Genomic DNA, 26,747 nt, shown 5'->3' on the forward strand with positions numbered 1-26,747 from the left:
AGTATTGCTCACCCCAAGCGGCGCACCATCATGACACCCTCCGTCGACGATGCCGAACACGCGCCACCGCTCCCCACGCCCGCCGCCGCAACACTGCGCGAAATGCTCGCGCACTTCATGCTGCTCGAACCCGTGTTCGACGCCATGCCCGATATCGTCTTCTTCGTGAAGGATCGCGACGCCCGCTATGTGATGGTCAACCGCACGCTCGCGCGCCGCTGCGGCCACAAGGACGACAAGACGCGCCTGCTCGGCCGGACCGCCGAGGACGTGTTTCCGCGCCGTTTCGGGCGCATCTACACGGCGCAGGATCAGGCGGTGATCGCGCAGGGACAGCAGTTGATCGACCAGTTGGAATTGCATCTTTATCCGGGACGCGAGCCGGGGTGGTGCATGACCTGTAAGCAGCCCTTGTTGGATACGACGGGAAGCATCGTCGGACTGGCGGGGATTTCGCGCGATCTGCAGGCGGCGGAAGGCACGCACCCCGCGTACAGCCGGTTGGCGGCGGTCGTGCAGCATATCCAGGAAAACTACGTCCAGCCGCTCAACATGCGTGAACTCGCGCGCATGGCGAACATGTCGATTGCGCAACTGGAGCGGTATTTCCACAAGGTCTTTCACCTCACGCCGCGTCAGGTCTTGCTCAAGACCCGGCTCGATGCCGCCACCGCCTTGCTCGTCAGCCACGAGAAGGTGACGGACGTCGCCGCCCTATGCGGCTACACCGACCACAGCGCGTTCACGCGTCAATTCAAGGCCACCGTCGGACTCACGCCGACCGAATACCGCGCGCTCGTTCTCGCGCCCGCGTCCCGCCACGACCCGCGCCCCGATTCCGCGCTGCCCGCAAACATCTGACGGGAAATCAGGGACCGGGCGTTCCCGGAATTACACGTTCGTGCGTATCCACGTCGCCAAATTACCGTTTGCGCGCCTGTCAGCCAACGCCAAAACCCCGCCCAGCAAGGCTTTCCCCGCTTCGGTCCGCAATTTGCTTGAAAGGACACGCCGCTGACTCGGAAGCATTGCATCATGCGGCGGATTCACCAGACACCGCGCGACGTTTCGTACCGGCGTACACGCGGCGAAAAATACGGTGCGTTCGGAATTCCCGCCGCGTTTTCGTGTCAACTCCACGTCATGCGTGAGGTCGGCAAGCGGCGAGCCGTGGAGACCGTTGCGCGAGAATTCCGTTTTTGGCAGTCGAAAAGAACATCATGAACGAAGTAGCAAGACTGGGGCATGCGCGGATCGTACTCATCGAGGACGATCCCGAAAGCAGGGCATCGTTGCAGACGTTGCTGGAAGAAGAGGGTGCAGACGTAATCGCTGTGGCCGACGCCGAAGACGGCGCGCAGGCAGCAATCGAGCATATTCCCGATGCCGTCATCTGCGATCTCGACCTTCCCTGCATGGATGGTTTCTATCTGGTCCAGCGTCTGCGGGACCATGAAATACGCGGCAACTTACCGCCTTCCGTCGCCATCGCGCTGACGGGACATGAAGGCGAGGAGTACCGATTACGCAGCATCGGCGAAGGCTTTCAGCATTTCATGACCAAGCCGGTTCATCCCGATGAACTCGTGGCGCTGGTGCAGGACGCAATTTCCACCCGTGTAGTGACTTAGAACGATGGCGATGCCGTGGACCCTCCACGGCATCGCTCATTTTCAGCGTCCGCCGCGGTCGCGTCCACGCGCGCGTGTCGCACCCGTGATGATCGCGATGCCGAGCATGATGACGGCGACGATCAGGATCGTGTGCTGCGAGACGTGCATGGCGACGAGCGCCCACGACACGCCGCCGATCAGAATCAGCCAGCCGACCAGATAAATAAGCAGGGTCATTCGGTTCTCCCTTCCTTCGTTGGTTTTGGAAATGCTCGATTATTCCGCATGCGCGATGCGGCCTCGATGAAAACTCATTGCCTCGACGCGAGCTTGCGGATAAGTTTCGGTTTCTGCAAGACGCATGCCTTGTTTGCGTCACTTCCATGAGCTTCGACCGATGCTGACCGTTCATCATCTGAATAACTCCCGCTCCCAACGCGTCCTCTGGATGCTCGAAGAACTCGGCGTCCCGTACGAAATCAAGCGCTACCAACGCGACCCGAAGACCATGCTTGCGCCGCCCGAATTGCGCGCGGTGCATCCGCTCGGCAAATCGCCGGTCATCACGGATGGCGATCTCGTGCTCGCCGAATCCGGCGCGATTCTCGAATATCTGGTCGAGCGTTATGGCGATGGCCGCTTCTCGCCGCCGCACGGCACCACGCCCGCGCGCGTGCGCTACGACTACTGGATGCACTACGCCGAAGGCTCGGCCATGCCGCCGCTCCTGCTCAAACTGGTGGCCGTGCGCATGAGTCTCGCGAAGATGCCGTTCTTCGTGAAGCCGATTGCGCGGCGCATCGGCGAGGCTTTGCAGACGAGCTTCATCGATCCGCAACTGAAGCTGCATTTCGGCTTCATCGAGGATGAACTCGTGAAATGGCCGTGGTTCGCGGGCGACGAATTCAGCGCCGCCGACGTGCAGATGAGCTTCCCGCTCGAAACCGGCACGCAGCGCGCGGGCGCGAGCGAGTTGCCGAAGATCCGCGCGTTCCTCGGACGCATTCACGCGAGACCCGCGTACAAGCGCGCGCTCGAACGCGGTGGCCAGTACGACTACGCGTGAGTCTTGGCGGCCCGCGCGCTTGAGTACAATGATCTCAATCCACAGCTCACAGGCGATTCATGGCCCGCATCGTTCCCGACGACTGGAAGAACCTCGAAGCCACCGGCGCGGCCGCGCGCGAAATCGAAACCCTCGCGCTGCTGGAAAAGCTGCCCGACGACTACACCGTGTATCACGGCGTGCACTGGACGCGGCTCAACGAAGGCTTTTCCGTCTTCGGCGAAGCGGATTTCGTGGTGGTCGCGCCATCGGGCCGCGTGCTGATGATCGAGATGAAAGCCGGTTTCCTGCGCGAGACGAGCGCGGGACTGGTGAAGGTGTATTTGCAGAAGGAGCGCAATGTCGCCATTCAACTGGCGCGGACGCTGGAAAACCTGCATCGGCGCTTCACGGCGGCGTTCGGCGCGGGCACGTATCGCGTCGAGGAATTGCTGTATTGCCCGGACTATATCGTCAAGGATGCGGCCATCGCGGGCGTGTCGCCCACGCGTATCGTCGATGCCAGCCGCAAGGCGTCCTTGCCGCGCGTGGTGCTCGACATCCTGCCGCCCGACGAACCGCGATTCGAGGCGGCCGCGCGCATCCATCACTATCTCGCGGATGAACTCTCGCTTACGCCCGATACCAACGCACTCGTCGGCGCCGCCGATACGCTCGTCACGCGGCTCTCGGGCGGCCTCGCGACATGGGCGCGCAGGCTCGAATTCGAGCCGTTCCGCCTGCGCGTGATCGCCACGGCCGGCGCGGGCAAGACGCAACTCGCCGTGCGCGTGATGCACGACACGCTCGCGCAGGGCAAGAGCGTGCTGTACGTGTGCTTCAACCGGCCGCTGGCCGACCATATCCGCGCCATCGCGCCGAAAGACGCGAAGATCGCGAACTATCATCAACTGAGCGCGGCCGTCGCCCGCGATGCAGGCAGCCCGCCCGACTTCAGCCAGCCCGATGTCTTCGCCACGCTCGAAGAACGCTTCGCCGCCGTGCCGGTCCCCGAGCACTGGAAAACCGATGTGCTGATCGTCGATGAAGGCCAGGATTTTCAGGCGGCGTGGGTGGAGTCGCTCGAACGGTTGCTCAATCCTGGCGGCGCGTGGTGGTGGCTGGAAGACCCCATGCAAAACCTCTATTTGCGCGAACCGGTGCCGCTGCCCGGCTGGACCATCCTGCGCGAAAGCACCAACTACCGCAGCCCGCGCGATCTGCTCGGCTTCATTCGCAAGATCGTTGGGCCGGGCGTGCGGCTGGATGCGGGCAGTCCGTTCGACGGCTCGGACGTGAGCATCTCGACCTATGACAATGGTCATCCCGATGAGATCGTCGAAGCGACCAAGCGCGCGATCACGCAGGCGCTCTCGCTCGGCTTTCGCAAGCAGGACATTGCGGTGCTGTCGTTTCGCGGACGCGAGGGCTCGGCGCTGACGGCTGTCGATCAGCTCGGGCCGCATCGGCTGCGCGCGTTCACGGGTCAGTACGATCTGTTCGGCAATCCCGAGTATCGCGAGGGCGATGTGCTGCTCGAATCGATCTATCGCTTCAAGGGGCAATCCGCGCCGTGCGTGATCCTCACCGAAGTGGATTTCGACACGCTCGACGATCAGGCCGCGCGCAAGATTTTCGTCGGCGCGACGCGCGCGACCATGAAGCTGATCGTGGTCGCTTCCGTGCGCGCGGCGAAGGCGCTGGACGCGCTTCAGTAAGATGGCCGTCGCGCCCGCACCGTCAGCCTCGCGCGCACGCGCCGCGCGTCCGTGGTTTCGCAGGCTCTGGTATGCAGCGATGATCGCGCTCGCGGTCGCCCCGCCCATCGGCGCGGTCGGCTACATGCTGTATTCGGGGCTGCTCGCGCACGAGACGCATCGCTTCGAAGTGCCTTATGACGGGTTGTACTGGGACGCCGCGCAATTCCAGATTGCCTACGAGCACTTCGACAGCCAGGTGTTGATGTACCGCGCAGGCATCGACACGGATGCGCAGGCGGTCCGCGAAGGCTATCGCCAGTTGCGCGCGCGGCTCGTGCAAGTGTCGCAAACCACCATGCCCGACGGGCACGACGCGCTCGACAATCGTCAGCAGGAAATCCTGCGCCAGTTGCAGACTTCGCTCGATTCGATGCAAAGCGACATCGAACAGATCGGCGCGGACCGCCAGCACTCGATGCGCGTGATCGGCGTGCTGCGCCAGAATGCGTCTGTCGTGACGGAACTGGCGAGCGGGCGGCGGCTCATGGACGTGGCCGAACGCGAATCGATCGTGCGCGATTTCGAATCCAAACGCAGCTATCTCATGATGGGCGGCGTGCTGCTCGGCCTGCTTTCGACGGCGGCGACGCTCCTTCTTCTGCTCAACGGCTACCGCCGCTCGCGCCTGATCGAGCAGCAACGCGCGGCGCTCGCCGCCGAACATCAGGCGACGCATGCGGCGCGCGAAGCGGGCGTGGCGAAGGACCGTTTTCTCGGCATGATCAGCCACGAATTGCGCACGCCGCTGCATGCGATCGTCTCGTCGGTGGAACTGCTGGGCTTGAGCCAGCACGGCGCGGCGGATCGCAAGATCATCGACCGGCTGGAAGCGGGCGCGCGCCATCTGGAAGCGCAAATGCGCGATCTGACCGATTACGCGCGACTCGGCGCGGGCAAGCTCGAACTGCGCATGGCGGTGTTCGAGCCGCCGGAACTGCTCGAATCCATCGTCGATGCCAACACGCCTTCGGCCAATACGAAAGGGCTGGCGCTGCGCGGCGAGTATGTCGGCGAGCGCGGCGCGATCGAATCGGACCCGCATCGCGCGCGGCAGATCGTGACCAATCTCGTGACCAACGCCATCAAATACACGGAAACCGGTTCGGTCGAAGTGCGTTTCGAGCGCGCCGACAATCGCCTGAATATCTCGGTGAGGGACACGGGCCCGGGCATTTCGCGCGAGCAATTACCGTTGATATTCCAGGAATTCACCCAACTCGATGCCTCCAGCACGCGACGCGTCGATGGCGCGGGCATGGGGCTGGCAGTCGTGCGCGGACTCGTGGATTTGCTCGGCGGCGAGATCGGCGTGACGAGCGAAGTCGGGCAAGGCACGGTGTTTCGCGTGAGCTTGCCGGCCGTGCCCGCCGAACAGGTTCCGGCGCGTGAAGAAGAAACTACAACCGGCGCACGCGCGCGCTCACGCGTGCTGGTGATCGACGATCACGAGTCGATCCGCGAATCGCTGATGGAAATGCTCACGCATCTGGGCTATGCCACCGTCGCCATGCCCGACGTGGACAGCGCGCTTGCCTGGCTGCGCGCGAACGATGCCGATGTGATCCTCGCCGACCTGCACATGCCCGGCAAGGATGGCTATTCGTTCGTGCAGGAATATCGCGCGCGCACGGCGCCCGGCGCGAGCGTGCCGATCATCGCGGTGAGCGCGTACGCGCCCGAACTGGTGGACCCGAGCGCGGTGGTGTTCTTCTTCGACTATTTGCTCAAGCCGGTGCGCTATGAAGTGCTGAAAAGCGCCTTGCATCGCGCCGTGACGGCACGGCGGCGCGCGGCCTGAAGTGCGTTCAGGCCCGCAGCAACCGCTTCGACAAATCCGCCACCAGAATGCCCAACCGCGCAGGCTTCTCGAAACACGTCGCGTTGTAATCGCGGATGATCTGGCTGATCTCCGACTCGCTCGCCTTGCCCGTGGTGAGTTCGCCCGTGAGCACGAAAACCGGCGCATCCGGATTGTCCGATTCACGCACCGCGCGAATGGCATCCGCCGAGGTATGCGAGCCGAACAGCCAGTCGATCACCACGGCATCGAACACTTGCGACTGCAGGGATTCGAGGAACGTGTCGAGGTTGTAGAAGGCCATCGCGGTGAAGCCGGTGGCGTCCAGATAATCGTGGAGATTGTCGGCGGACGCATGATCGTCATCGACCACGGCGACCACGGGTTTTTCCACGTCGGCGCGGCGCGGCAGGATCTCGATCTTGTGGACGTCGCACGCTTCGTAGAGCAGCACGCCTTCGTGCTTGCTGACCATCCAGCGGTTGTTCAGTTTCTGCGCGATGAAGTCCGGCCGGCTGCCGGCGTCCAGCGCCTGACCTACCCACGCCACACAGGGAATTTCCGCCGAGCCGATCTTGAGCAGCGCATCGTGCGGCGCGCCTTCGGTGTCGTCCGGGCGCGTGTTGATGGTGTCGAACAGTTTGAGCGCGGGTTCGTCGAACGCATCCGCGACGCGGCGAATCTGCGCGAGCGTCCACGGACTGTTGCCGCGCAGCTTGCGGTGTCCCTGCGAGAAACTGAGGTCGAGAATGCGGCACAGTTCCGCCGTCTGCTGACGCTTGCCGATGCCGTGACGGCTCATGAGCTCGCGCACGCGTTCCGCGACGGCGAGAGATTCCGATGACGATGTTTCAGTGACCATCTGGACAGTGTGCGGATGCGTGAGAGCGGGTGGAACGTGGGTTCGAGCGCTTTTGGTCGTTACTGGATGCGGTACAGGCGATCGTTTCACATTGTAAAGGGCGTGAGCCGTGGCGTTCGGACTTTTCTCAGGCGATACACGCGCTAGAAGCGCGGCATCGGAAAGGATGACCTGACGCGATGAATGCGGGGATGACCGTCGATGCTTCCGAAGGGAACTCGACGGTCTTTCAGAGAATGCGGCGGGCGTTGGCGTGCAGCAGAAACGGGACGGTCAGGCGAACGCGTGAGCGTGAGCGTCGGCTTGAGGCACTTCGTTCAACAGCGTGGAGACTTGATCGTGCGAGTCGCGTCCGCTGAATTCGCGCAGCGTCGCGAGCAAGGTGCGCCACGGTGCGGGCCAGCGCGTTTCGCGCATGCAGTGGCCGCGCGCATCGGTGATTCGAAGAACGCTGGTGTCCGGATAGAACGTCAGGGTGACGGGCATGCCGTCGAGAACGCAAGTGGTGGTGCAGGCTTGGGGTGTGAACATGCTGATGGGTCTTTGCCGGTTAGTTTTATTGAGGCGAACACATAAAGCAACGCGTGTGCCCGCCCTCGGTGCAAAGGCATGATTTATTGGGGTTAGCCCACACACAATTCGTCGATTACGAACGGAGTTTTGTTCCATAGGCCGCTAATTAGCCGACGTAGCACATCTATACTGCGACGAAGCCTAAGTGGGAGAACATCGTGCTCGTCGCTTTTTTTATTTTCTGCCCCATCGCGCTCGGCGCACTTTTCGCGTTTTCCTTCTTTGCCGACCGGTACTTTCAGGATTCTGCCGCGTTGCACAAACGGGCGCGCCACGCGCGCGGTTTCAGTCCGTTTTCTCGCGGGCGTTGAGCAGTGACGAACGCCTGATCGTCGCCTTGCGCTCATAGCGATCCGCTTTCGCTATCGAACGATCGCCCTTTCGAATTGTTGCGCTATTGCCACCGGACTATAGTCTTTCGACGGCAAGAACCGGACAACGATAGAAAGGAGACGACAGGCATGAACCGTATCGATCTGGCAGGACGCGTGGTGGCAGTGACGGGCGGCGCACGCGGTATCGGGCTCGCGGTGGCGGAGCGGGCGCTGCAATCCGGCGCTGACGTAGTGCTGTGGGATGTCGATGCCGAGCGTCTCGCGCGGACCAGCGCCGAACTGCGCGCCGCGCACAAGGAACGCGCCGTCAGCGACGCCGTGGTCGAACTCACCGACGAATCTTCCGTCGATGCCGCCGTGCAGAAGGCCATCGCCGCCCACGGCAAGATCGACGTGCTGGTGAACAACGCGGGCATCACCGGTGGCAACGGCACGACGTGGGAACTGGCGCCGGACGTGTGGCGGCGCGTGATCGATGTCAATCTGATCGGGCCGTATCTCACGTGCCGCGCGGTCGTGCCGCACATGCTCAAGTCGGGTTACGGGCGCATCGTCAACGTGGCGTCGATCGCGGGCAAGGAAGGCAATCCGAACGCCTCGCACTACAGCGCATCGAAGGCCGGGCTGATCGGGCTCACCAAATCGCTCGGCAAGGAACTCGCGGGCAAGAACATCCTCGTCAACGCGGTCACGCCCGCCGCCGCCAAGACCGAAATCTTCGATTCGATGTCGCAGCAGCACATCGACTACATGCTCTCCAAGATCCCGATGAACCGTTTCCTGCTGCCGCAGGAAGCCGCGTCGCTCATTCTCTGGCTGTCGTCCGAGGACTGCGCGTTCAGCACCGGCTCGGTGTTCGACCTGTCCGGCGGACGCGCGACGTACTGACGCCCCGCGCGTTTTCCGTCTTCCGGTTCAGGAGAATGACATGAGCGAATCCGCACAGGCGGAAGGCGCGGTCACGTCCCGCGTGATGCGCCATTTGCTGCCCTTCCTGCTTCTGATGTACGTGCTCGCGTTTCTGGACCGCGCGAACATCGGCTTCGCGCAGAAGGCGTTGCAGCAGGATACGGGCATCGGCAATGCCGCGTTCGCGTTCGGCGCGGGCGTGTTTTTCGTCGGCTACGCGATCTTCGAGGTGCCGAGCAATCTGTTGCTGCATCGCGTGGGCGCGCGGCTGTGGATGTGCCGCATCATGGTGACGTGGGGCCTCGTGTCGGCGGCGATGTCGCTCGCGCATTCGGCCACCACGTTCTATGCGCTGCGCTTTCTGCTCGGCGTGGCGGAGGCGGGGTTCTTTCCCGGCATCGTCTATTACCTGACGCGCTGGTTTCCGCAGAACGCGCGGGCGCGGGCGCTCGGTGTGTTCTATTTCGGCGCGCCGCTCGCGTTCATCTTCGGCGCGCCCTTGTCGGGCTTGCTGCTCGACCTGCACGGCGCGTTCGGGCTGAAGGGCTGGCAATGGCTCTTTCTGGTCGAAGGGCTGTTGGCTTCGCTGGTCGGCGTGTGGGCCTTCTGGTATCTCGACGACGATCCGAAAGACGCGCGCTGGCTTACCGCCGCGCAACGCACGCTCCTCGTTTCCCGTCTCGATGACGACGCCCGCAGCGCCTCCGCCCACGGTCCGCGCAACGTGCTCGCCGCGCTCGTCGATCCACGCGTGATCGTGCTGTCCTGCACGTACTTTCTGATTCAGGCGGCGGTATATGGCGTCGTGTTCTATCTGCCGCAGCAAGTGGCGGCGCTGCTCGGCACCAAGGTCGGCTTTCGCGTCGGACTGGTGACGGCGCTGCCGTGGGTCGTCGCGGTGATCGTGACGTGGATCGTGCCGCGTTATGCGGATCGCACGGGCAAGCATCGCATGTGCGCGGTGGGCTTGCTGGTGATGTCGGGCGTCGCCATCGCGGTGTCGGGCGTGGCGTCCGCGCCGGCGGTGTCGCTTATCGCGCTGTGTTGCGCGGCCAGTGGGTTCATCGCCGCGCAACCGCTGTTTTGGACGTTTCCGACGCGTTATCTCACGGGCGCGGCCGCGGCGGCGGGCATCGCGCTCATCAATTCGCTGGGCGGACTCGGCGGCTTTTTCGCGCCGATGGCCCGCACCGCCGCCGAAAGCGCGTTCAATTCCACGAGCGCCGGATTGATGGTGCTCGCCGGTTCGAGCGTGCTGGCGGCGCTCGTCATTCTCGCGCTGGTGCGCGTGCCGGAACGCAACGTGATCGAAGGCGGGCAGGCCGCCGAAGCACACTGACAACATAGAACCGAAACAGGAGACGAAGCCATGTCCATGCCAACCATTCGCCAGGTGCGCGCCTTCACCGTACGCGGCGGCGGCGCCGATTATCACGATCAGGGCAGCGATCACTGGATCGACGATCACGTGTCCACGCCGATGGCAAGGTATCCCGAATATCGTCAGAGCCGTCAGTCGTTCGGGTTGAACGTGCTCGGCACGCTCGTCGTGGAAGTGGAAGCCAGCGATGGCACCGTGGGCTTCGCGGTGACGACGGGTGGCGAGATTGGCGCGTTCATCGTCGAGAGACATCTGGCGCGCTTTCTCGAAGGGCAGAAGGTGACCGACATCGAGAAGATGTGGGATCAGATGTTCAACGCGACGTTGTACTACGGGCGCAAGGGCATCGTGCTGAATGCGATTTCGGGCGTGGATCTGGCGCTGTGGGATTTGCTCGCGAAGGTGCGCGAGGAACCGGTGTTCGCGCTGCTCGGCGGCCCGGTGCGCGACGAATTGCAGTTCTACGCGACCGGCGCGCGGCCCGATCTTGCCAAGCAGATGGGGTTCATCGGCGGAAAAATGCCCTTGCAGCACGGCCCGGCGGAAGGCGAGGAAGGGCTGCACAAGAACATTGCGCGGTTGGCGGACATGCGCTCGAAAGTGGGCGACGATTTCTGGCTGATGTACGACTGCTGGATGAGCCTCGACCTGAATTACGCCAAGCGTCTCGCTGACGCCGCACATGAATACGGCCTCAAGTGGCTGGAAGAAACGCTGCCGCCCGACGATTACTGGGGCTATGCCGAACTGCGCCGCTCCGTGCCGCGCGGCATGATGATCACCACGGGCGAGCACGAAGCCACGCGCTGGGGTTTTCGCATGCTGTTCGAGATGGGTTGCGCGGACCTCGTGCAGCCGGACGTGGGCTGGTGCGGCGGCATCACGGAACTCATCAAGATTTCCGCGCTCGCGGATGCGCATAACGTGCTGGTCGTGCCGCACGGATCGTCGGTGTACAGCTATCACTTCGTCATCACGCGGCACAACTCGCCGTTCGCGGAGTTCCTCATGATGGCCCCGCAAGCCGATCAGGTCGTGCCGATGTTCACGCCCTTGCTGCTCGACGAACCCGTGCCGGTGAATGGCCGCATGAAGGTGCCGGAGACGCCGGGCTTTGGCGTCCGGCTGAACCCGGAATGCGCGTTGACGCGGCCTTACACGCATTGAGGAGGCGCATATGCTGCTGGAAAACAAGGTCGTCGTGGTGACGGGCGGTTCGCGCGGCATCGGCCGGGCGATTGCGCTCGCGAGCGCGCGCGAGGGCGCGGATGTTGCCATCAATTACTGGCGCGATAACGATAGCTCGTATGGGAAGGCGTCGGCGGTGGAGTCGATCGTCGAGGAGATCGAAGCGATTGGGCGGCGCGCGATTGCGGTCGAAGGCAATGTCGCCGATCCCGCGACCGGCAAGACGCTCGTTGCAAAGACGGTGGAGGCGTTCGGGCATGTGGATGTGCTGTCGAGCAATGCGGGCATCTGTCCGTTTCATGCGTTCTTGGATATGCCGCCTTCGGTCTATGAAACCACGGTCGCTGTGAATCTCAATGGCGCGTTCTATGTGACGCAGGCTTGCGCGAATCAGATGAAGGCGCAGGGGACCGGCGGCGCGATCGTGGCGACGAGTTCGATCAGTGCGCTCGTCGGCGGTGGGATGCAGACGCATTACACGCCGACCAAGGCGGGCGTGCATTCGCTCATGCAGTCGTGCGCGATTGCGCTCGGGCCGTTCGGTATCCGATGTAATTCGGTGATGCCGGGGACGATCGCGACCGATCTCAACGCGGATGATCTTTCCGATGAGGCGAAGCGGGCTTATATGGAGAAGCGTATTCCGCTCGGGCGATTGGGTGCGCCGGATGATGTGGCGCAGTGTGTGGTGTTTCTTGCTTCGGAGCGAGCGAGGTATGTGACAGGGGCTTCGTTGTTGGTGGATGGGGGGTTGTTTGTGAATTTGCAGTGAGCGTTGGCCATGCCGCCGAATACTTATGTGATGGAGTGTTCGGTTGGCTTGCTGATTAGATATATGCCTATTGGCAATCAGTTATCCTTTTGACAATTCTCTACAGCGGATACCTCGCGCCTCGTTTGTTATTCGGTTAATTTTCTCGTTTTTAAAACAACTAAAGAGACGAGATAACGAAGATGCAGGCAGCATTCAACCAAGAAGGCGCGGCAGAAACACTCAAGCGCGCGTTCCTCGCCAAAGGCGACTTCGCCGGGAGTGCGACGGTCACGGAAGGCCTTGAAACTGTGACGTGCTCGAATCCGCCGCCGCGCGTGCATATTGCCACGCTCGGCATGAGCACGTACTGCACCGCTTGCGAACGCGAGGGCTTTATCGCTCCGCGTGGGCCACGGCATCAGGGAACGGGACCGAACGGAAAGCAATGGGCGTTGAGCGGCGACATCAACATCTGTGGATGTAGTCCCGCGCCTGTGTTCCATGCCGAGCGGAACATGTGGATGAGCTTCACGGCGGGCAACGGTATCCATATCGAATGGAAGGGCGGAAAGACGCAATCCACTCTGACCGCGACCCCGTTCGATGAGCAGATCGTGCTCGTCGACGACACCCGTCAGCCAGTCGCCAGTCAGCGATACATGATCACAACCGAGGACGGACGGGTCTACATGGGCGTGACGGACGCGCATGGCCAATGTGAACGGGTCATGACCGACAAGCCCATGAAACTTGTCATCGAATTGGTGGTGTAACGCGATGGGAGATTTCTTTCCGGGGATCGAAGGTTATCCCCTCACCAGCAGTACCGATAGCTATGTCGCGCCGACGGGCAAAAGCGCATTTTTTGTCGAGGACGGGTATCGCACGATGGCGTTCGTCGGCCACCAGGCCTATTGCGGCAAATGCAAGGGCGTCAGCGGAGTCATCGGTCGATCGGCTTGCTTTGAAGGCGATCGCCTGGCTCATGAAACAAAAGGGCGAGCGAAGGCGAAAGCCGCTGACTTCGTGCGGTGCACCTGCGACAAGGGATCCTTCACCATGACTCGTCATGGAAAAGGCTGGGTCATCAAAGATTCGTCGTCGCCGTGCGTGCAGGCGAAATCCACGAGCAAGAAGTCATCCGGGCATCGCACCGTTCCAGACTTCAATGAAATGATGGTGGTGGCGACGGACGATCGCGAGCGGAGCCCGGTAGCGGATCTGCACTTTCGCATCAAACTGGAAGACGGCTCTGTGCTGGAAGGCACGACAAACAAGGCGGGCGAGACCAAGCGTATCCACACGAATGGCGCCGTGAAAATAGAAATCGAACCTTTGATCTGAAGATGGCTGAGTCATACGTCGAGTTTATGAAGCAGCGCGAGGCGCTGTCGAATCATCGGGAGGGGAGTCAGCACCATGTCGCGCTTGAACCTCGATACGTTCGGATGCCGCCGTCCGACCAACTACGTTGGTTAAAGGCCAGACTTCGTTCGGGAGCAGCGATTTCGCTCTGCGAATATACGAAAGTGACAATGATCAAGTCGGAGGATGGATACACCTACTTCAGAATATTGGATGGGGCCGCACAATACGTCGGATTTACAGCCTACGTACGCGATAAAGATGCCGATGCATTCTTGTCAGGTACGCCGCCAACTGCATCGGCTGAAACAGTGAGCGTCAAATACGCGGGAAGGTCGAGAACCGTCTCGGTCCCTCGGCACAATGAAAACCTGGATCAGCAATGGGCGACCATGACAGTCTCGGGACGGAGTAAGCCCATGACGGTGACGCTAAACAGTGAATGGGACGGGAAGTACACACCGATTCCGCCCGGAAAGCATCGAATCATGACGCCCGATGCCCCGCATGATCCAAGCTATACGAAGTTCTATGTTGACTACGCCAGGAAAACGGGCTTGGGCGACATCATCGCCGATCAAGTCTGGTTCCCGATTGAATTGGAAGGCTCATCCGGCAATTCAACTCGTTACGTGCACATCGGCAACTTCTCCGAAGGCTGCGTGACCGTCTATGCACTCGAGCGGTGGAATGATGTCTATAACTATCTTATTTCGCATCGCCTGCCGGACACGCAAGGACGATATGTCGCGTACCTCGAGGTAGCCAAGTGAGGTGGGCAATCGTTGCTGTTTTATTCTGCTGCTTTGCCTTCGCGCGCGCAAAGCAGCCGGATAGTCCTGTCTACAAGCACAGCGGCAACGCTGCAACACTGCTTTCGTGTGGGGACTTTTGCGATTCAAAGCCAAAGCCGCCGTTTGCCTGCGGCGACTATCTCAGGCAGTCAGGCCACAGTCGTCCTGACGTGCAGTACGTAGGATGCGAACCGGTCACGGTGGGGTCTCAGCGCGTGCCGAGCTTCAGAGCCACATATAGAGTCAAAGGTGCGAGCATCGAGAAAGTGGATCACTGGCTCGCGACATGGGGAAAATGGCAGCATTTACGATTTTCGTGCTGTCAATGGGATGCGCCGACAGGTTTCTACCAAGACAAGAGTGGCGCCGAATATGACATTGACATGGGCGCAGATGCCTGGGTAAATGGACACATGATTGACAGCCGTTCGGATCTCGCAAAGATACCCGAAGCACGTTTGACGATAACGCACTTGCTTTACGATCCATGACCCAAGATTGAAGGCGCTCGCGCTGCCTGAGTTGATCCAGCAAATCTCACGGATCGCTCAGGCAGCCTAAAGCAAATCAATCACCCCCCCAACGACCCCGCCGAATACTTCCTCAACAACGCAATAAAATACTCCGCCGGCTCACTCAACGTCTCGAACTTCCGCCGCAGCAATCCAAACCCAGAGAGACTCTTGCCGATCTCCACCGGCAACTCAACCAACAACCCCGCCCGCAAATAATCCCGCACCACGGACTCCGGCAGCATCGCCACCGCATCGCTGTTTTGAAGCAACTGAAGCGTCGCAAAGATCGATGCGCATTCGACCACATCCGCAGGCGTAGTCAATCCCGCGCGCGCCAGTTCCTCCTCAAAAAGACTACGCGCCGGACTAGTCGGCGGCTGAAGAATCCAAGGCCAACTCACCAACAAATCCAGCCCAAGCGAACGCTTCGCAGCCAACGAATGCCCCGCCCGGACAACAAGCCGCATGGCCTCACGCGCAAGCGGCTCGAAGTCGAAGTCATTGTGCTGAAGCGGTGTGGTCAAGCGCCCCAAAGCCAGGTCCACCTCGCGGCGATGCAGCAATTGCACAACCTGATCACTCGTCTCGCCAAGAATGCGCACATTGAGCAGCGGCCGCTCCGACTTGAGCTCAGTAACCGCCATCGCCAGGACATCAGGCGCAGCGCCCATGATCGCGCCAACAGTAAGCTGCCCATGCCCGCCACGCCGCTTGTTATCCAGATCGTCCGCAAAGCGCGTGAGGTCGGCAAGCGATCGACGCGCATACGCCAGCGCCGCAGTGCCAAGCGGCGTAGGCTGCATGCCGCGCGCATTGCGCTCGAACAACAAAAACCCAAACGCCTCCTCGATATCCGCCAGCATCCGGCTCGCGCTCGGCTGCGCGACATTCACCGCATCCGCTGCCTGATGAAGATTGCGCGCATCATCGAGTGCAACCAGCAGCGCCAGATGCTTGAACTTCAGTCGATTGACAAGCGCATTCGGCGAGGCATTCTGATTCATTAGGCAGTCCGTGTGATGCAGTGCAAGATCAAGCGCCGAGCGATACGCTTTTGCGATCGACCAATCCAACTTTCGGATTGTCGTGTTATCGGTCGGCGAATTATAGTCGCAGCACAACGAACCTCGCGCAGTTCAGCCAGCGACGGTTCATCAATCAGAAAAAGGCGGGCCGCCATGGAGACAGTGGCATTTCGCATGACCCTCAAGCCGGGCATGCGCGAGGAATACGAGCGGCGTCATCGCGAAATATGGCCGGTGCTGGCCGATGCATTGCGCGAGGCGGGCATCTGCGACTATCGAATCTTCCTGGACGAGCCGAGCGGCCACCTGTTCGCGACCTACCAGCGCACCGACACGCACACGACCGACATGCTGCCGTCGTTGCCCATCATGCGCAAATGGTGGGAATACATGGCCGAACTGATGGAAACGCACGCCGATCATTCGCCGGTCGCCGTGCCGCTCGCGCAGGTCTTTCATCTTCCCTGAATCGTCAACCGTTCGCCACTTGCCGGGAGCGCATCATGCAGGTCGTCGATCCGCATATTCACCTGTGGGATTTGTCCACGCATCATTACCCGTGGCTCGCGAATCCGCAGACGTCCTTCGTCGGCGATGCGCGCGATCTGAAGCACGACTATCTGCTCGCCAATCTGCTGCGCGATGCCGAAGACATCGAAGTGCTCAAGCTCGTCCATGTCGATGCGAACCACGATCCCGCCGATCCCGTCGAGGAAACGCGCTGGCTACAAGAGATCGCGGATGGCGAAGGGCGCGGCAAGCCCAACGGCATCGTCGCGGGCGCGGATCTGTCGGCGGACAACGCGCCGCAAGTGCTCGAAGCGCACGCGGCGTTTGCGAACACGCGCGGCATCCGCCAGATTCTCAACGTGCACGAGAACAAGTTCTACGACTATGTGGGACGTCACTACATGCGCGAGCCGCAATGGCGCAAGCACTTCGCTTTGCTGAAGCAGCACGATATGTCGTTCGACCTGCAACTCTATCCGTCGCAGATGGAAGAAGCCGCGCGACTTGCGCGCGAACATGCGGATACGCAGTTCATCGTCAATCATGCGGGCATGTTCGTGGATCGCAACACGCCGCAGGGTTATCGCGCGTGGCGGGATGGCATGCGCATGCTCGCGGCGTGCCCGAACGTCGCCGTGAAGCTGAGCGGCTTCGCCATGCTCGATCACCAATGGACCATCGAAAGCTTCCGGCCTTACGTGCTCGAAACCATCGATACGTTCGGCGTGGAGCGCGCGATGTTCGCATCGAATTTTCCGGTGGATCGGTTGTTCGGCACCTACACGCAGTTGTGGAATGCGTATGCGGGCATCGTGAGCGATATGAGCATCGACGAGAAAGACGCGCTGTTCGTGCGCAATGCAGAACGCATTTACCGCATCTGAAGCAAGGAGACACCGCATGACCACAGACCAGCCGCCCAGGCTCCAACTGAAGCACGCGAGCAAGTCGTTCGGACGCGTGCGCGCGTTGATCGACGGCAGCCTGCAACTGCGCGCCGGTGAAGTCCACGCGCTGCTCGGCGAAAACGGCGCGGGTAAATCCACGCTCGTGAAGCTGCTTGCAGGCGTCTATCAGCCGGATTCGGGCGAACTGCTCGTGGATGGCGTCGCGCGCACGTTCGCCAATCCAGCGCAGGCGCGCGATGCAGGCATCGCCGTGATCTATCAGGAACCGACGCTGTTCGCGGATCTCTCCATCGCGGAGAACATCTACATGGGACGCCAGCCGCGCGACCGGCTCGGGCGCATTCGTTACGACCAGATGCATCGCGAAGTGGATGCGCTGCTGCAATCGCTCGGCGTGAATCTGCGCGCGCAACGGCTCGTGCGTGGCCTGTCGATTGCCGATCAGCAAGTGGTGGAAATCGCCAAAGCGCTCTCGCTCGATGCCAACGTGCTCATCATGGACGAGCCGACCGCCGCGCTCTCGCTGCCCGAAGTGGAGCGGCTGTTTTCCATCGTGCGTTCCCTGCGCGAACGCGATGTCGCCATTCTCTTCATCACGCACCGGCTGGATGAAGTGTTTGCGCTGACGCAGCGCATGACCATCATGCGCGATGGCGCGAAGGTTCACGACGCGTTGACGCAGGACATGAGCATCGATGCCATCGTGAGCCGCATGGTGGGTCGCGACCTCGACACGTTCTATCCGAAGGCGGATGTCGCGCCCGGCGACGTGCGTCTCTCGGTGCGCAATCTCACGCGCGAAGGCGTCTTCAAAAACGTTTCCTTCGATGTCCGCGCGGGCGAGATCGTCGCGCTCGCGGGTCTGGTCGGCGCGGGCCGCAGCGAAGTGGCGCGGGCGATCTTCGGCATCGATCCGGTGGATGGCGGCGAGGTGAAGATCGCGGGCAAGGCGCTGGCGCTGGGTCATCCGGCCGCGGCGGTGCGCGCGGGCTTGGCGCTCGTGCCGGAAGACCGGCGCGCGCAAGGGCTGGCGCTGGAACTGAGCATCGCGCGTAACGCGTCGCTGACCGTACTTGGGCGATTGATGCGTCACGGGCTGATCTCGGCGCGCAGCGAATCGACGCTGGCGAACGACTGGGGCAAGCGTCTGCGCCTGAAGGCCAGCGATCTCGACGCGCCGGTCGGCACGCTCTCCGGCGGCAATCAGCAGAAAGTGGTATTGGGCAAGTGGCTCGCGACGAATCCGAAGGTGCTCATCATCGACGAACCCACGCGCGGTATCGACGTGGGCGCGAAGGCGGAGGTGTATCGCACGCTCGCGGAACTCGTGAAGGAGGGCATGGCCGTGCTGATGATTTCGAGCGAGCTGCCCGAAGTGCTCGGCATGGCGGACCGCGTGCTCGTCATGCACGAAGGCCGCATCAGCGCGGACATTTCCCGCTCGGATGCAAACGAAGAACGCGTGATGAGCGCAGCGCTCGGCACCGCGCCAACACTGGGACGCGCAGCATGATGACACGACACTCACCCACGCTACCCGCGATGCCACCTGCCGAAGCGAAACGCGACAGCCTCGCCGTCACCATCGCGCGCAGCCGCGAACTAACGCTTTTCATCGTGCTGCTGGTGTTGATCGGCGCGACGGCGGCGGCCAAGCCCGAGTTCCTGAATCTGCAAAACCTGCGTGACGTGCTGCTCAATGTGTCGATCATCGGCCTGCTGACGGCGGGCATGACCATCGTCATGTTGATGCGGCATATCGATCTGTCGGTCGCGTCCGTGGTCGGCGTGAGCGCGTATGCGGTCGGCAGTCTGTTCGTCATGTTTCCGCACATGCCGGTGTTCGTCGCGATGCTGGCGGGCATCGGCATCGGGTTGATCATCGGCGCGGTGAACGGTGCGCTGGTGACGTTCGGGCGCGTGCCGTCGCTGGTTGCCACCTTGTCCACGCTGTATATCGTGCGCGGCGCGGATTACGCATGGGTCCACGGCGGTCAGATCAACGCGACGAGTTTGCCCGACGCGTTCGCGTCCATCGCCACGGGTTCGCTGCTCGGCGTGCCGAATCTCGTGCTGATCGCGCTGGTCGTGTTGATCGCGTTGTCGGTGTATCTGAAGCAGTATCGCGGCGGGCGCGAGCATTACGCCATCGGCTCCAATCCCGAAGCGGCGCGGCTCGCGGGCATTCGCGTGGATCGCCGCGTGATGATCGGCTTTTTGCTGGCGGGCGGCATCGCGGGGCTGGCGGGCGTGCTGTGGCTGGCGCGCTTCGGCACGGTGGATGCCAGCACGGCCAAGGGCATCGAGCTTCAGGTGGTCGCGGCGGCGGTGGTCGGCAGCGTCGCGATCACGGGCGGCGTCGGCACGGTGATGGGCGCGACGCTCGGCGCGCTCGTGCTCGGCGTCATCAATATCGCGCTGGTGGTGCTGCGCGTGTCGCCGTTCTGGCAACAGGCCATTCAGGGTGCGCTGATCGTCGCGGCGATCACGCTCGATACCTTGCTCGCGCGTTCCGTCGCGCGCCGCATGATGAGGAAACGCGATCATGGCTAAACCGGATTCCGCACTCTCGACGGCCAAACGCCGTCACCTGCAATGGGAAGCGATGCTCGTCATCGTGCTCGTGGTGTCGCTCGTCGGCGCGCGCGTGTTGTCGGCGGATTTTCTGTCGACGGCGAACATTTCCAACATGCTCGCTGACTTCACCGAGATCGCGTTGATTGCCTTGCCGATGACGCTCATCATCGTCGCGGCTGAGATCGATTTGTCGGTGGCGTCGGTGCTCGGGGCTTCCAGCGCGCTCATGGGCGTGCTCTGGCACATGGGCTTGCCGATGCCGCTCGTGATCGTGCTCGTGCTCATGTTCGGCACGCTCGCGGGCTTGCTGAACGGCTTCGTGATCGTGCGCTTCGGGTTGCCGTCGCTGGCGGTGACCATCGGCACATTGGCGCTGTTTCGCGGCCTGGCGTATGTGCTGCTCGGCGATCAGGCCATCGCGGATTTTCCGGCGGCATACACGGCGTTCGGCATCAACACACTCGGCGATTCCTTCTTGCCGATGCCGTTCATCCTCGTCATCGTCGGCGCAATCGTCTTCACGGTTTTATTGCAGGCGACGCCCTTCGGCCGCAGCCTGTTTGCCATCGGCGCGAATCCGGTGGCGGCGCAATTCAGCGGCATCGAAGTCGCCAAAACCAAGCTCAAGCTGTTCATGATGTCCGGCGCGATGGCGGCGCTCGCGGGCATCGTCTATACCTTGCGATTCACCAGCGCGCGCGGCGACAACGGCGAAGGCTTCGAGCTGTCCGTGATCGCGGCGGTGCTGTTCGGCGGCGTGAGCATCTTCGGCGGACGCGGCTCGATGATCGGCGTGCTGCTGTCGCTCGTCATCATCGGCGTGCTGCGTAACGCGCTCACGCTGGCGGATGTATCGAGCGAAACGCTCACCATCGTGACGGGCGCGCTGTTGCTCTCGTCCGTGCTGATTCCGAATCTCGTCGCGCGCTGGCGGGCGGCGCGCGAGAAACGCCTGATGACGCAAACGCAAACGCAAACGCAGGCGTCGTGAAACAAAGTTTGTGCTCGTCGATAACCAGCGCAACGTCGTCCAAAGAAGACCGCGCGCGATAACAGGAGACTCACCGACATGAAGAGACTTGACCGATTGATGCGCGTGCCGATGCTCGCGGCGGCGCTGCTGGCGGCGTCGGTCGCGCTGTCCGCAAGCGCGGCGGATTTGAAAAGCGGCCTGAAAATCGCCTTCGTGCCGAAGCAGATCAACAATCCCTACGAAGTGATCGCCGACGATGGCGGCATGGCGGCGATCAAGGAGATGAAGGGCGAGGGCAAGGTCGTGGGGCCGTCGGATGCGGGCGCGTCCTCGCAGGTGAGCTATATCAACACGCTCATCACGCAGCGGCAGAATGCCATCGTCATTGCCGCGAATGACGCCAACGCGCTCGTGCCGTATCTCAAGAAAGCGATGGCGCAGAACATCAAGGTGGTCACGTTCGATTCCGACACCGCGCCGGACGGGCGGCAGATTTTCGTGAATCAGGCCGAGTCGGAAGCCATCGGGCGCGGGCAGGTTCAATTGCTGTCGAAGCTGATCGGCGGCGAGGGCGAATTCGCCATTCTGTCCGCCACGCCGAACGCGACGAATCAGAACACGTGGATCAAGTTCATGGAGGATGAACTTAAAAAGCCCGAGTATTCGAAGATGAAGCTCGTGAAGATCGCCTACGGCAACGACGACGATCAGAAGTCCTTCGTCGAGACGCAGGGCTTGTTGCAGGCGTATCCGAACCTGAAAGGCATCATCTCGCCGACGACGGTGGGGATCGCGGCGGCGGCGCGCTATATCCAGAGTTCGCCTGCGAAAGGCAAGGTCATGGTGACAGGTCTCGGCACGCCGAATCAGATGCGCGCGTTCATCAAGAACGGCACCGTGAAGGCGTTCCAGTTGTGGGACCCGGGTCAACTCGGTTATCTCGCGGCGTTCGCGGCGGCTAATCTGGCTTCGGGCACGATCACCGGCAAGGAAGGCGATTCGTTCGAGGCAGGCAAGCTCGGCAAGCGCACGGTCGGCAAGAACGGAGAAGTCATCCTCGGACCGCCGACGACCTTCGATTCGAGCAACATCGATAACTTCAATTTTTAACTGCTGGGCCTGAGAGAGGGGCGGGGCGTCCGATCAGGGCGCTCCGCTTTTTTTATTTGAGCGGCTGGCCGTCTCGCAGCACCTGAACAGCGGTTGCGGTTTCGAATTCGGCCTGCACGGTATCGCCTTTTTTCAGCCCTTCCAGCGATACTTCCGGCGACACGGCAAGCGTCACCGTGCGATCCGGCCCGCGTAGCGTCACCAGCCGCTTTTTCGCATCGATGTGCTCGACCGTTGCCATCACTTCCACGGTGCGCGCGTGCGCCATCACGCCATCGGATGCAGGAATGGCCGCCTCGGTCTCGACGCGTTCGCGAATCGCGCCGGGCTTCGCTTTCTCGGCGCGCATCAGCAAGGCTTCGCGATACTCGATGTTCACGGTGTCGCCGAGCCGGAGTTTCGAGACATCGCCGACTTGCGGATTCACCGCGATCTCGACCACGCGCCCTTGCGGACCCTTCAACGTGACGCTGTTCGTCGCCGGATCGATGCCGACGACACGCGCCTGCACCTGCGCCTCACCGGCGACGCCTTGCGCATCCTGCGCCATCGACGCCTGCGCGATGCTCAGACTCACCGCGACAAGAATCGCCCGCAGCGTAAATGAAAGATGGTTTGGATAGCGAAACATTGCGCAGCTCCTTTTTCCGCCGGGAAACAACGCGCGCTAACGGCGCGACTTGGACAGCAGATGCCCCAGTCCGAGATTGGTCGCGATCTGCCAGATATACACGCGCGAGTAGCGCACGCCATAACGCCGCTCGATGATCTCGCGCAGGCGCGCGTTGGTCCACGTGTCGCTCTCGAAACCATGCGCGCGCGCCGGACCTTGCAGGGCCGCAGCAATCCATTCGAGCGCCGCGCGATCCAGCACCGACGCCCGCCCGCCCACGCCCATCTTCGAGAGCGCGTCGAGCCCGCCGTCCGCGAGGATCGACTTATAGCGGCGCACGGTCTGCACCGAGAGATGCAGTTGTTGCGCGACCGCTTCGACGGATGCGCCTTCCATGAGCATGCGTCCCGCCGTCATGCGGCGCACGACGCTCGGAAGGTTCTCCTGACGAGAGACCATGATGCCCGCCGCACGTCCGGTCACGGTTGGTCGGGCACGCGGGCGTTCATGCGCGCAACCGGGTGTGACGCCTGAGCGCCGGCCGCGATCCTGCGGCGTCCATGGGCATGCATGTGTGCCTCCTGTCGGACGAGGCGGGCGTGCCGCTCCGGACCGGCGCGTGAGCGCAGCGCCGGAGTCGTGCGCCTGCCTGAATGCCATGAAGCTGTCGAATGGAGACTGCGGGACTTGATCGGGCGTGCTTAATATTCGGCGATGCCCTTGGCCGATTCGGTTTTCCGGCGCGCCCTCGGGCATCGCGTCTTACAGAGCTTCACCAATAAACGTTTTGCGCGGCGATGGGGAAGTCCGCGCGAAAATTTTTCGGCTTGATAAAACGCGATGGATCGACTATGCAGGCGATTCGTGGCGCGCAACTTCGCCCGCGCATATTGCACGCAATGCCGGGATGGCGTTCTCCACGAGAACAGGCGTGCCTCGGCTTAAAGGCCGTGCGCCCGCAAAGATGACACGATCAAACGCGATAAAACTCGATGTCCTGTCCCGCGTGCACGGCGCGCTTGAGCCATTCGGGCATGTCGCCCAGACCATCCCATGTATCGCCGGCCGCATTGCGGAAAATCGGTGAGCCGCCATGTAGCGGCAGGGAAGGCATTTGCGGCATCGGCCTTTTCGACTTCAGTGCGCCGTTCGCCCCGTTTGCGCGGGTAAAGGAAGGCGGTGCGGTGAGCACGGGCGCTTCGGCCAACGACTCGGCCAGCGCGCGCTCAGTAATACCGAACTCCGCCATGCGGCTGCGTAAATACGCAATGATGCTGTCTCGCTTTCTTTCGTCCACGGCTTTCCTGATTCAGCTTTTTGATTTTGAACAGACGAGCGGATGCCCCGCGCGGACCGGGGCGGCTCGATGACTAAATTAAAGGTGTTTTATGAAGCGTGGCAAAAGGCGTGCCGCACGTCAATTAGTATATTTCCCGCAGTGGAGCGCTGGTGTTCATGTCGGGCTGGCGTTAGACAGATAATCCGTTTTGAACCGTGCATTCTCGAATGGTTGCCGAAACACGAAAGGCGCCCAGGCAGCTAATGCAGATCAAAACGGATTGCGGGGCATTGCCCGCCCAGGGATCGCCGCGACGGACGCACGACGATTGTGCGCGCGGAAGTCACGCCGGAGAACCATGAACACTACGAACCACCGATGACGAAGCTCCCGCTGAACCGTGCGCCATTTTAGCGCGTCACGTTTGAAACCCCGTCTGAGCGCTATTGTATGCCGTCTTAGCGAACTATTAAAATGCTTTTAACGGTTATGTTGTTCACCCGGTAATTCCGCGCCATGCGCGCGAATGGCGGCAATCAGTTCCGCCGGCGTAATTTCATAACGCACCTCGCGATGTATGCCCGGTTTGCGCTCATCGATTTCGATCAGCAGAACGGCTTTGCCATCGGCGGCGGGTTCCAGACGCAGCGAACGGACTTCCTGACCGCTGGCATCGTCGTATTCGGTCAGGAGCGTCATGGCTCCGGTGGCGGCGCTTTTCGGCATGGACATGCTTCCTCCCGTCTTGCGACGTCGTTGTTGTTGTTTCAGGCTTTAGGTCTGCCGTTGCGCGCGGAAACTCGTGTACATGGCGGCGCGATTCGGCGTTCAAAACATGGCGCGCAAGGGACAACCCTGCTGCGTTCCATTATTGCCCGCCAAAACCGTGCCCGTCCAGCATGAGGGTTTATCCGGGGATGACGCCGCGCTTCAAACCGCCGCGCTCATCGCGTCGTGCACCTGTGCGGTGATCTCGAACGAACGCAGACGCGCGGCGTGATCGTAAATCTGCGCAGTCACGATCAGTTCGTCGGCCTGAGTTTGTTCGATGACCGATTGCAGCCCCGCTTCGACATCCGCGCGATCGCCCACGACCGAGCACGCCAGCGAGTGCTCGACGCCCGCGCGTTCGGTTTCGCTCCACGCGATCTGTTCGACCGGCGGCGGCAATTGTCCGGGTGTGCCGCGTCGCAGATTGATGAATTGCTGCTGAAGCGAGGTGAACAGGAAGCGCGCTTCCTGCGCGGTATCAGCGGCGAACACGTTGACGCCGACCATCGCGTAAGGCTTTTTGAGGCTCGCGGACGGGCGGAATTGCGCGCGGTAAATCTCCAGCGCCGTCAGCAGATAATCCGGAGCGAAGTGCGAGGCGAACGCGAACGGCAGTCCGAGCGCGGCGGCAAGCTGCGCGGAAAAGAGCGACGAACCCAGCAGCCAGATCGGCACATGCAAGCCCGCGCCGGGCACCGCGCGCACGCGCTGGCCCTCGACCGGATCGGCGAAATAGCGTTGCAATTCCACGACGTCGTCCGGGAACGATTCGGCGCTGCCCTGCAACTCGCGGCGCAAGGCGCGGGAGGTAGTCTGATCGGTGCCGGGCGCGCGGCCCAGCCCGAGATCGATACGTCCCGGAAACAGCGACGCCAGCGTGCCGAACTGCTCAGCGATCACGAGCGGCGCGTGATTGGGCAGCATGATGCCGCCCGAGCCGACGCGAATCGTCTTCGTGCCCGCAGCGATATGACCGATGACAACCGAGGTCGCCGCGCTCGCGATTCCGGTCATGTTGTGATGCTCGGCGAGCCAGTAGCGCTGATAGCCCCACTGTTCGGCGTGACGCGCGAGATCGAGCGAATGGGCGAAGGCATCGGCGGCGGTGGCGCCGCGCGGGATGGGCGAAAGGTCGAGTAGCGAGAAGGGGATCATTGCGGCGTTCCGGTGGCATCCGTCGGCGTGGCGTGTCGGCCTGGAGGCAAGCACATGCCGCCACGCGTCTGGAAAACCTGATTGTGCCGAAAGTGCGGGGAGTTTGCCGGGACGGTCTGGTCAGGCGAGTTTCACGTATCCGAGCGCGACGGCTTCGTCTTCTTGATGAAGGATCGTCGCGTAGTCGGTTTCCTTCAGATGGACAAAGCCCTTGAGCTTCAGCCGCGTGGTGAGGGCGGCATCGTGGGAGAGCGTGTCGTTCAGTGCGTTGAATATGAGCACGCTGGCCTCTTCCGGCAGGCTAAGCGGCGCGATGATCGGCAGCGCGGGCGAACTCGCCGTCACGCCGATTTCACGCACGCCCGACGCGAGTTCCGGCAGATGCTCGCGCACGAAGGCCAAAGTCACGCAGTCGATGGCGGCGACATCCGCGCGTCCATCGGCCAAGGCGCGCAGCGAGGCCAGATGCCCGCCACTGCGTTCGACGGACGCGAAAAACCGTCCGTCACGCGCGAGCGGCGCGACTGAATGGCGGAAAAGGTTCATGCCGCTGTTGGAATCGTCGCTGTTGTAGATGGCGCGCAGGCCGTGGCAATCAGCAAGTGAGTCCGCCGTCACGTGCGCGCCGACGACCAACGCGCTGTGGTAAAGACCGCCCGCGCAACCGGGCACATCGAAAACGGGTGTGGCGACGAGACGCACGCGTCCACGCAACGCATGCACGAGCGGATAGCCGCAGGTCTGCGAGAACAGCAGATCGTCGCGCAGCCAGAAGGCGGTGAGATCGTCGTCCGGCGTGGCGATAAACAGATCGTCGCCGCGCGCAGCCAGCCAGCCGGAAAGACGCGCGCGAACGCCCTCGATCAGCGCGCGCCAGTCGGCGGCGAGGGCGGGCGTGACGTTGTACATCGGCAAGGCGGCGAGACGGTGCATG

29 protein-coding genes are annotated in these 26,747 nt (G+C 62.1%); 19 read left to right on the forward strand and 10 right to left on the reverse strand.

Annotation, left to right across the window (positions count from 1 at the left end):
• The first annotated feature begins 30 nt into the window (after positions 1-30).
• A complete protein-coding gene (locus tag ACZCWR_RS18965; protein WP_487304523.1) occupies positions 31-861 on the forward strand; it encodes a helix-turn-helix domain-containing protein in 831 nt (276 codons plus the stop codon).
• A gap of 359 nt (positions 862-1,220) precedes the next feature.
• Positions 1,221-1,631 (forward strand): response regulator, encoded by a 411-nt coding sequence (locus ACZCWR_RS18970; RefSeq protein WP_487304524.1) that lies wholly within the window; start codon positions 1,221-1,223, stop codon positions 1,629-1,631.
• A gap of 42 nt (positions 1,632-1,673) precedes the next feature.
• Here ACZCWR_RS18970 and ACZCWR_RS18975 read toward each other — a convergent pair whose 3' ends face one another.
• Entirely contained in the window at positions 1,674-1,850 is a 177-nt protein-coding gene (locus ACZCWR_RS18975; RefSeq protein WP_487304525.1) for a hypothetical protein, read from the reverse strand.
• Between the two features lie 160 nt (positions 1,851-2,010).
• Here ACZCWR_RS18975 and ACZCWR_RS18980 point away from each other — a divergent pair, with 160 nt between their 5' ends.
• Genes ACZCWR_RS18980 through ACZCWR_RS18990 form a run of 3 tightly spaced genes read left to right on the forward strand, consistent with a single transcriptional unit; the run spans position 2,011 to position 6,216 of the window.
• On the forward strand, positions 2,011-2,679 hold the full coding sequence (locus ACZCWR_RS18980; RefSeq protein WP_487304526.1) for a glutathione S-transferase family protein: 669 nt from the start codon (positions 2,011-2,013) through the stop codon (positions 2,677-2,679).
• 59 nt (positions 2,680-2,738) lie between these two features.
• On the forward strand, positions 2,739-4,376 hold the full coding sequence (locus tag ACZCWR_RS18985) for an ATP-binding domain-containing protein (RefSeq protein ID WP_487304527.1): 1,638 nt from the start codon (positions 2,739-2,741) through the stop codon (positions 4,374-4,376).
• A 1-nt stretch (position 4,377) separates the two neighbouring features.
• Positions 4,378-6,216, forward strand: coding sequence for an ATP-binding response regulator (locus tag ACZCWR_RS18990; protein ID WP_487304528.1), 1,839 nt, complete (start codon positions 4,378-4,380; stop codon positions 6,214-6,216).
• 7 nt (positions 6,217-6,223) lie between these two features.
• On the opposite strand, the gene ACZCWR_RS18995 is transcribed toward ACZCWR_RS18990, so the two are convergent.
• Positions 6,224-7,078, reverse strand: a complete 855-nt coding sequence (locus ACZCWR_RS18995; RefSeq protein ID WP_487304529.1) for a helix-turn-helix domain-containing protein — start codon at positions 7,076-7,078, stop codon at positions 6,224-6,226.
• Positions 7,079-7,351: 273 nt separating this feature from the next.
• Positions 7,352-7,609, reverse strand: coding sequence for a hypothetical protein (locus ACZCWR_RS19000; protein ID WP_487304530.1), 258 nt, complete (start codon positions 7,607-7,609; stop codon positions 7,352-7,354).
• Between the two features lie 503 nt (positions 7,610-8,112).
• Between ACZCWR_RS19000 and ACZCWR_RS19005 the strand changes: the two genes are divergently transcribed.
• From ACZCWR_RS19005 to ACZCWR_RS19040, 8 genes are all read left to right on the forward strand, one after another.
• Positions 8,113-8,874: an SDR family oxidoreductase gene (locus ACZCWR_RS19005; protein WP_487304531.1), complete on the forward strand. Its 762-nt coding sequence runs from the start codon at positions 8,113-8,115 to the stop codon at positions 8,872-8,874.
• Positions 8,875-8,914: 40 nt separating this feature from the next.
• Positions 8,915-10,234, forward strand: a complete 1,320-nt coding sequence (locus ACZCWR_RS19010; RefSeq protein WP_487304532.1) for an MFS transporter — start codon at positions 8,915-8,917, stop codon at positions 10,232-10,234.
• A 30-nt stretch (positions 10,235-10,264) separates the two neighbouring features.
• Positions 10,265-11,443: an L-rhamnonate dehydratase gene (gene rhmD / locus ACZCWR_RS19015; RefSeq protein WP_487304533.1), complete on the forward strand. Its 1,179-nt coding sequence runs from the start codon at positions 10,265-10,267 to the stop codon at positions 11,441-11,443.
• Positions 11,444-11,453: 10 nt separating this feature from the next.
• Positions 11,454-12,236, forward strand: a complete 783-nt coding sequence (gene lra1, locus ACZCWR_RS19020) for an L-rhamnose 1-dehydrogenase Lra1 (protein ID WP_487304534.1) — start codon at positions 11,454-11,456, stop codon at positions 12,234-12,236.
• 182 nt (positions 12,237-12,418) lie between these two features.
• Positions 12,419-12,991 carry a PAAR domain-containing protein gene (locus ACZCWR_RS19025; protein WP_487304535.1) on the forward strand — a complete coding sequence of 191 codons (573 nt, stop codon included), beginning with the start codon at positions 12,419-12,421 and terminating at the stop codon, positions 12,989-12,991.
• Between the two features lie 4 nt (positions 12,992-12,995).
• Positions 12,996-13,562 (forward strand): hypothetical protein, encoded by a 567-nt coding sequence (locus ACZCWR_RS19030; protein WP_487304536.1) that lies wholly within the window; start codon positions 12,996-12,998, stop codon positions 13,560-13,562.
• Positions 13,563-13,564: 2 nt separating this feature from the next.
• Positions 13,565-14,356, forward strand: coding sequence for a hypothetical protein (locus ACZCWR_RS19035; RefSeq protein ID WP_487304537.1), 792 nt, complete (start codon positions 13,565-13,567; stop codon positions 14,354-14,356).
• A 191-nt stretch (positions 14,357-14,547) separates the two neighbouring features.
• Positions 14,548-14,868: a DUF4952 domain-containing protein gene (locus ACZCWR_RS19040; RefSeq protein WP_487304746.1), complete on the forward strand. Its 321-nt coding sequence runs from the start codon at positions 14,548-14,550 to the stop codon at positions 14,866-14,868.
• Positions 14,869-14,948: 80 nt separating this feature from the next.
• On the opposite strand, the gene ACZCWR_RS19045 is transcribed toward ACZCWR_RS19040, so the two are convergent.
• Positions 14,949-15,896 carry a LysR family transcriptional regulator gene (locus ACZCWR_RS19045; RefSeq protein ID WP_487304538.1) on the reverse strand — a complete coding sequence of 316 codons (948 nt, stop codon included), beginning with the start codon at positions 15,894-15,896 and terminating at the stop codon, positions 14,949-14,951.
• A 174-nt stretch (positions 15,897-16,070) separates the two neighbouring features.
• Here ACZCWR_RS19045 and ACZCWR_RS19050 point away from each other — a divergent pair, with 174 nt between their 5' ends.
• The 6 genes from ACZCWR_RS19050 to rhaS all read left to right on the forward strand — a co-directional run bounded on the left by ACZCWR_RS19050 (position 16,071) and on the right by rhaS (position 21,995).
• Positions 16,071-16,385: an L-rhamnose mutarotase gene (locus ACZCWR_RS19050; protein ID WP_487304539.1), complete on the forward strand. Its 315-nt coding sequence runs from the start codon at positions 16,071-16,073 to the stop codon at positions 16,383-16,385.
• A 35-nt stretch (positions 16,386-16,420) separates the two neighbouring features.
• A complete protein-coding gene (locus tag ACZCWR_RS19055) occupies positions 16,421-17,311 on the forward strand; it encodes an amidohydrolase family protein (RefSeq protein WP_487304540.1) in 891 nt (296 codons plus the stop codon).
• Between the two features lie 16 nt (positions 17,312-17,327).
• Positions 17,328-18,848, forward strand: a complete 1,521-nt coding sequence (locus ACZCWR_RS19060; protein ID WP_487304541.1) for a sugar ABC transporter ATP-binding protein — start codon at positions 17,328-17,330, stop codon at positions 18,846-18,848.
• Positions 18,848-19,888, forward strand: coding sequence for an ABC transporter permease (locus ACZCWR_RS19065; RefSeq protein ID WP_487304747.1), 1,041 nt, complete (start codon positions 18,848-18,850; stop codon positions 19,886-19,888). Before ACZCWR_RS19060 ends, ACZCWR_RS19065 begins: the two co-directional genes overlap by 1 nt.
• Positions 19,881-20,903 carry an ABC transporter permease gene (locus tag ACZCWR_RS19070; protein WP_487304542.1) on the forward strand — a complete coding sequence of 341 codons (1,023 nt, stop codon included), beginning with the start codon at positions 19,881-19,883 and terminating at the stop codon, positions 20,901-20,903. The genes ACZCWR_RS19065 and ACZCWR_RS19070 overlap by 8 nt, the downstream gene beginning before the upstream one ends.
• A gap of 78 nt (positions 20,904-20,981) precedes the next feature.
• Positions 20,982-21,995 (forward strand): rhamnose ABC transporter substrate-binding protein, encoded by a 1,014-nt coding sequence (gene rhaS / locus ACZCWR_RS19075; RefSeq protein WP_487304543.1) that lies wholly within the window; start codon positions 20,982-20,984, stop codon positions 21,993-21,995.
• 52 nt (positions 21,996-22,047) lie between these two features.
• Here the strand turns inward: rhaS and ACZCWR_RS19080 are convergent, their stop codons facing one another.
• From ACZCWR_RS19080 to ACZCWR_RS19105, 6 genes are all read right to left on the reverse strand, one after another.
• Positions 22,048-22,626: a hypothetical protein gene (locus ACZCWR_RS19080; protein ID WP_487304544.1), complete on the reverse strand. Its 579-nt coding sequence runs from the start codon at positions 22,624-22,626 to the stop codon at positions 22,048-22,050.
• Between the two features lie 36 nt (positions 22,627-22,662).
• On the reverse strand, positions 22,663-23,067 hold the full coding sequence (locus ACZCWR_RS19085) for a helix-turn-helix domain-containing protein (protein WP_487304545.1): 405 nt from the start codon (positions 23,065-23,067) through the stop codon (positions 22,663-22,665).
• Between the two features lie 514 nt (positions 23,068-23,581).
• A complete protein-coding gene (locus ACZCWR_RS19090; protein ID WP_487304546.1) occupies positions 23,582-23,905 on the reverse strand; it encodes a hypothetical protein in 324 nt (107 codons plus the stop codon).
• 462 nt (positions 23,906-24,367) lie between these two features.
• Complete coding sequence (locus tag ACZCWR_RS19095) at positions 24,368-24,613, reverse strand: hypothetical protein (protein ID WP_487304748.1); 246 nt, start codon at positions 24,611-24,613, stop codon at positions 24,368-24,370.
• 204 nt (positions 24,614-24,817) lie between these two features.
• Positions 24,818-25,813: a luciferase-like monooxygenase gene (locus ACZCWR_RS19100; RefSeq protein ID WP_487304547.1), complete on the reverse strand. Its 996-nt coding sequence runs from the start codon at positions 25,811-25,813 to the stop codon at positions 24,818-24,820.
• 120 nt (positions 25,814-25,933) lie between these two features.
• Positions 25,934-26,746, reverse strand: coding sequence for a phosphate/phosphite/phosphonate ABC transporter substrate-binding protein (locus ACZCWR_RS19105; RefSeq protein WP_487304548.1), 813 nt, complete (start codon positions 26,744-26,746; stop codon positions 25,934-25,936).
• Position 26,747: the final 1 nt, after the last annotated feature.

Source organism: Caballeronia sp. A2-2 (assembly GCF_057612605.2).

Bases quoted from the DNA above. Each gene is read 5' to 3' on its own strand.
- ACZCWR_RS18980 (WP_487304526.1), top strand. From the start codon at position 2,011: ATGCTGACCGTTCATCATCTGAATAACTCCCGCTCCCAACGCGTCCTC.
- ACZCWR_RS19055 (WP_487304540.1), top strand. From the start codon at position 16,421: ATGCAGGTCGTCGATCCGCATATTCACCTGTGGGATTTGTCCACGCAT.
- ACZCWR_RS18975 (WP_487304525.1), bottom strand. From the start codon at position 1,850: ATGACCCTGCTTATTTATCTGGTCGGCTGGCTGATTCTGATCGGCGGC.
- ACZCWR_RS19000 (WP_487304530.1), bottom strand. From the start codon at position 7,609: ATGTTCACACCCCAAGCCTGCACCACCACTTGCGTTCTCGACGGCATG.
- ACZCWR_RS19100 (WP_487304547.1), bottom strand. From the start codon at position 25,813: ATGATCCCCTTCTCGCTACTCGACCTTTCGCCCATCCCGCGCGGCGCC.
- ACZCWR_RS19095 (WP_487304748.1), bottom strand. From the start codon at position 24,613: ATGCCGAAAAGCGCCGCCACCGGAGCCATGACGCTCCTGACCGAATAC.
- lra1 (WP_487304534.1), top strand. From the start codon at position 11,454: ATGCTGCTGGAAAACAAGGTCGTCGTGGTGACGGGCGGTTCGCGCGGC.
- ACZCWR_RS18985 (WP_487304527.1), top strand. From the start codon at position 2,739: ATGGCCCGCATCGTTCCCGACGACTGGAAGAACCTCGAAGCCACCGGC.
- ACZCWR_RS19030 (WP_487304536.1), top strand. From the start codon at position 12,996: ATGGGAGATTTCTTTCCGGGGATCGAAGGTTATCCCCTCACCAGCAGT.
- ACZCWR_RS18995 (WP_487304529.1), bottom strand. From the start codon at position 7,078: ATGGTCACTGAAACATCGTCATCGGAATCTCTCGCCGTCGCGGAACGC.
- ACZCWR_RS18970 (WP_487304524.1), top strand. From the start codon at position 1,221: ATGAACGAAGTAGCAAGACTGGGGCATGCGCGGATCGTACTCATCGAG.
- ACZCWR_RS19065 (WP_487304747.1), top strand. From the start codon at position 18,848: ATGACACGACACTCACCCACGCTACCCGCGATGCCACCTGCCGAAGCG.
- ACZCWR_RS19050 (WP_487304539.1), top strand. From the start codon at position 16,071: ATGGAGACAGTGGCATTTCGCATGACCCTCAAGCCGGGCATGCGCGAG.
- ACZCWR_RS19045 (WP_487304538.1), bottom strand. From the start codon at position 15,896: ATGAATCAGAATGCCTCGCCGAATGCGCTTGTCAATCGACTGAAGTTC.
- ACZCWR_RS18965 (WP_487304523.1), top strand. From the start codon at position 31: ATGACACCCTCCGTCGACGATGCCGAACACGCGCCACCGCTCCCCACG.
- ACZCWR_RS19080 (WP_487304544.1), bottom strand. From the start codon at position 22,626: ATGTTTCGCTATCCAAACCATCTTTCATTTACGCTGCGGGCGATTCTT.
- ACZCWR_RS19005 (WP_487304531.1), top strand. From the start codon at position 8,113: ATGAACCGTATCGATCTGGCAGGACGCGTGGTGGCAGTGACGGGCGGC.
- ACZCWR_RS19105 (WP_487304548.1), bottom strand. From the start codon at position 26,746: ATGCACCGTCTCGCCGCCTTGCCGATGTACAACGTCACGCCCGCCCTC.
- ACZCWR_RS18990 (WP_487304528.1), top strand. From the start codon at position 4,378: ATGGCCGTCGCGCCCGCACCGTCAGCCTCGCGCGCACGCGCCGCGCGT.
- rhmD (WP_487304533.1), top strand. From the start codon at position 10,265: ATGTCCATGCCAACCATTCGCCAGGTGCGCGCCTTCACCGTACGCGGC.
- ACZCWR_RS19010 (WP_487304532.1), top strand. From the start codon at position 8,915: ATGAGCGAATCCGCACAGGCGGAAGGCGCGGTCACGTCCCGCGTGATG.
- ACZCWR_RS19085 (WP_487304545.1), bottom strand. From the start codon at position 23,067: ATGGTCTCTCGTCAGGAGAACCTTCCGAGCGTCGTGCGCCGCATGACG.
- ACZCWR_RS19060 (WP_487304541.1), top strand. From the start codon at position 17,328: ATGACCACAGACCAGCCGCCCAGGCTCCAACTGAAGCACGCGAGCAAG.
- ACZCWR_RS19035 (WP_487304537.1), top strand. From the start codon at position 13,565: ATGGCTGAGTCATACGTCGAGTTTATGAAGCAGCGCGAGGCGCTGTCG.
- ACZCWR_RS19025 (WP_487304535.1), top strand. From the start codon at position 12,419: ATGCAGGCAGCATTCAACCAAGAAGGCGCGGCAGAAACACTCAAGCGC.
- ACZCWR_RS19070 (WP_487304542.1), top strand. From the start codon at position 19,881: ATGGCTAAACCGGATTCCGCACTCTCGACGGCCAAACGCCGTCACCTG.
- rhaS (WP_487304543.1), top strand. From the start codon at position 20,982: ATGAAGAGACTTGACCGATTGATGCGCGTGCCGATGCTCGCGGCGGCG.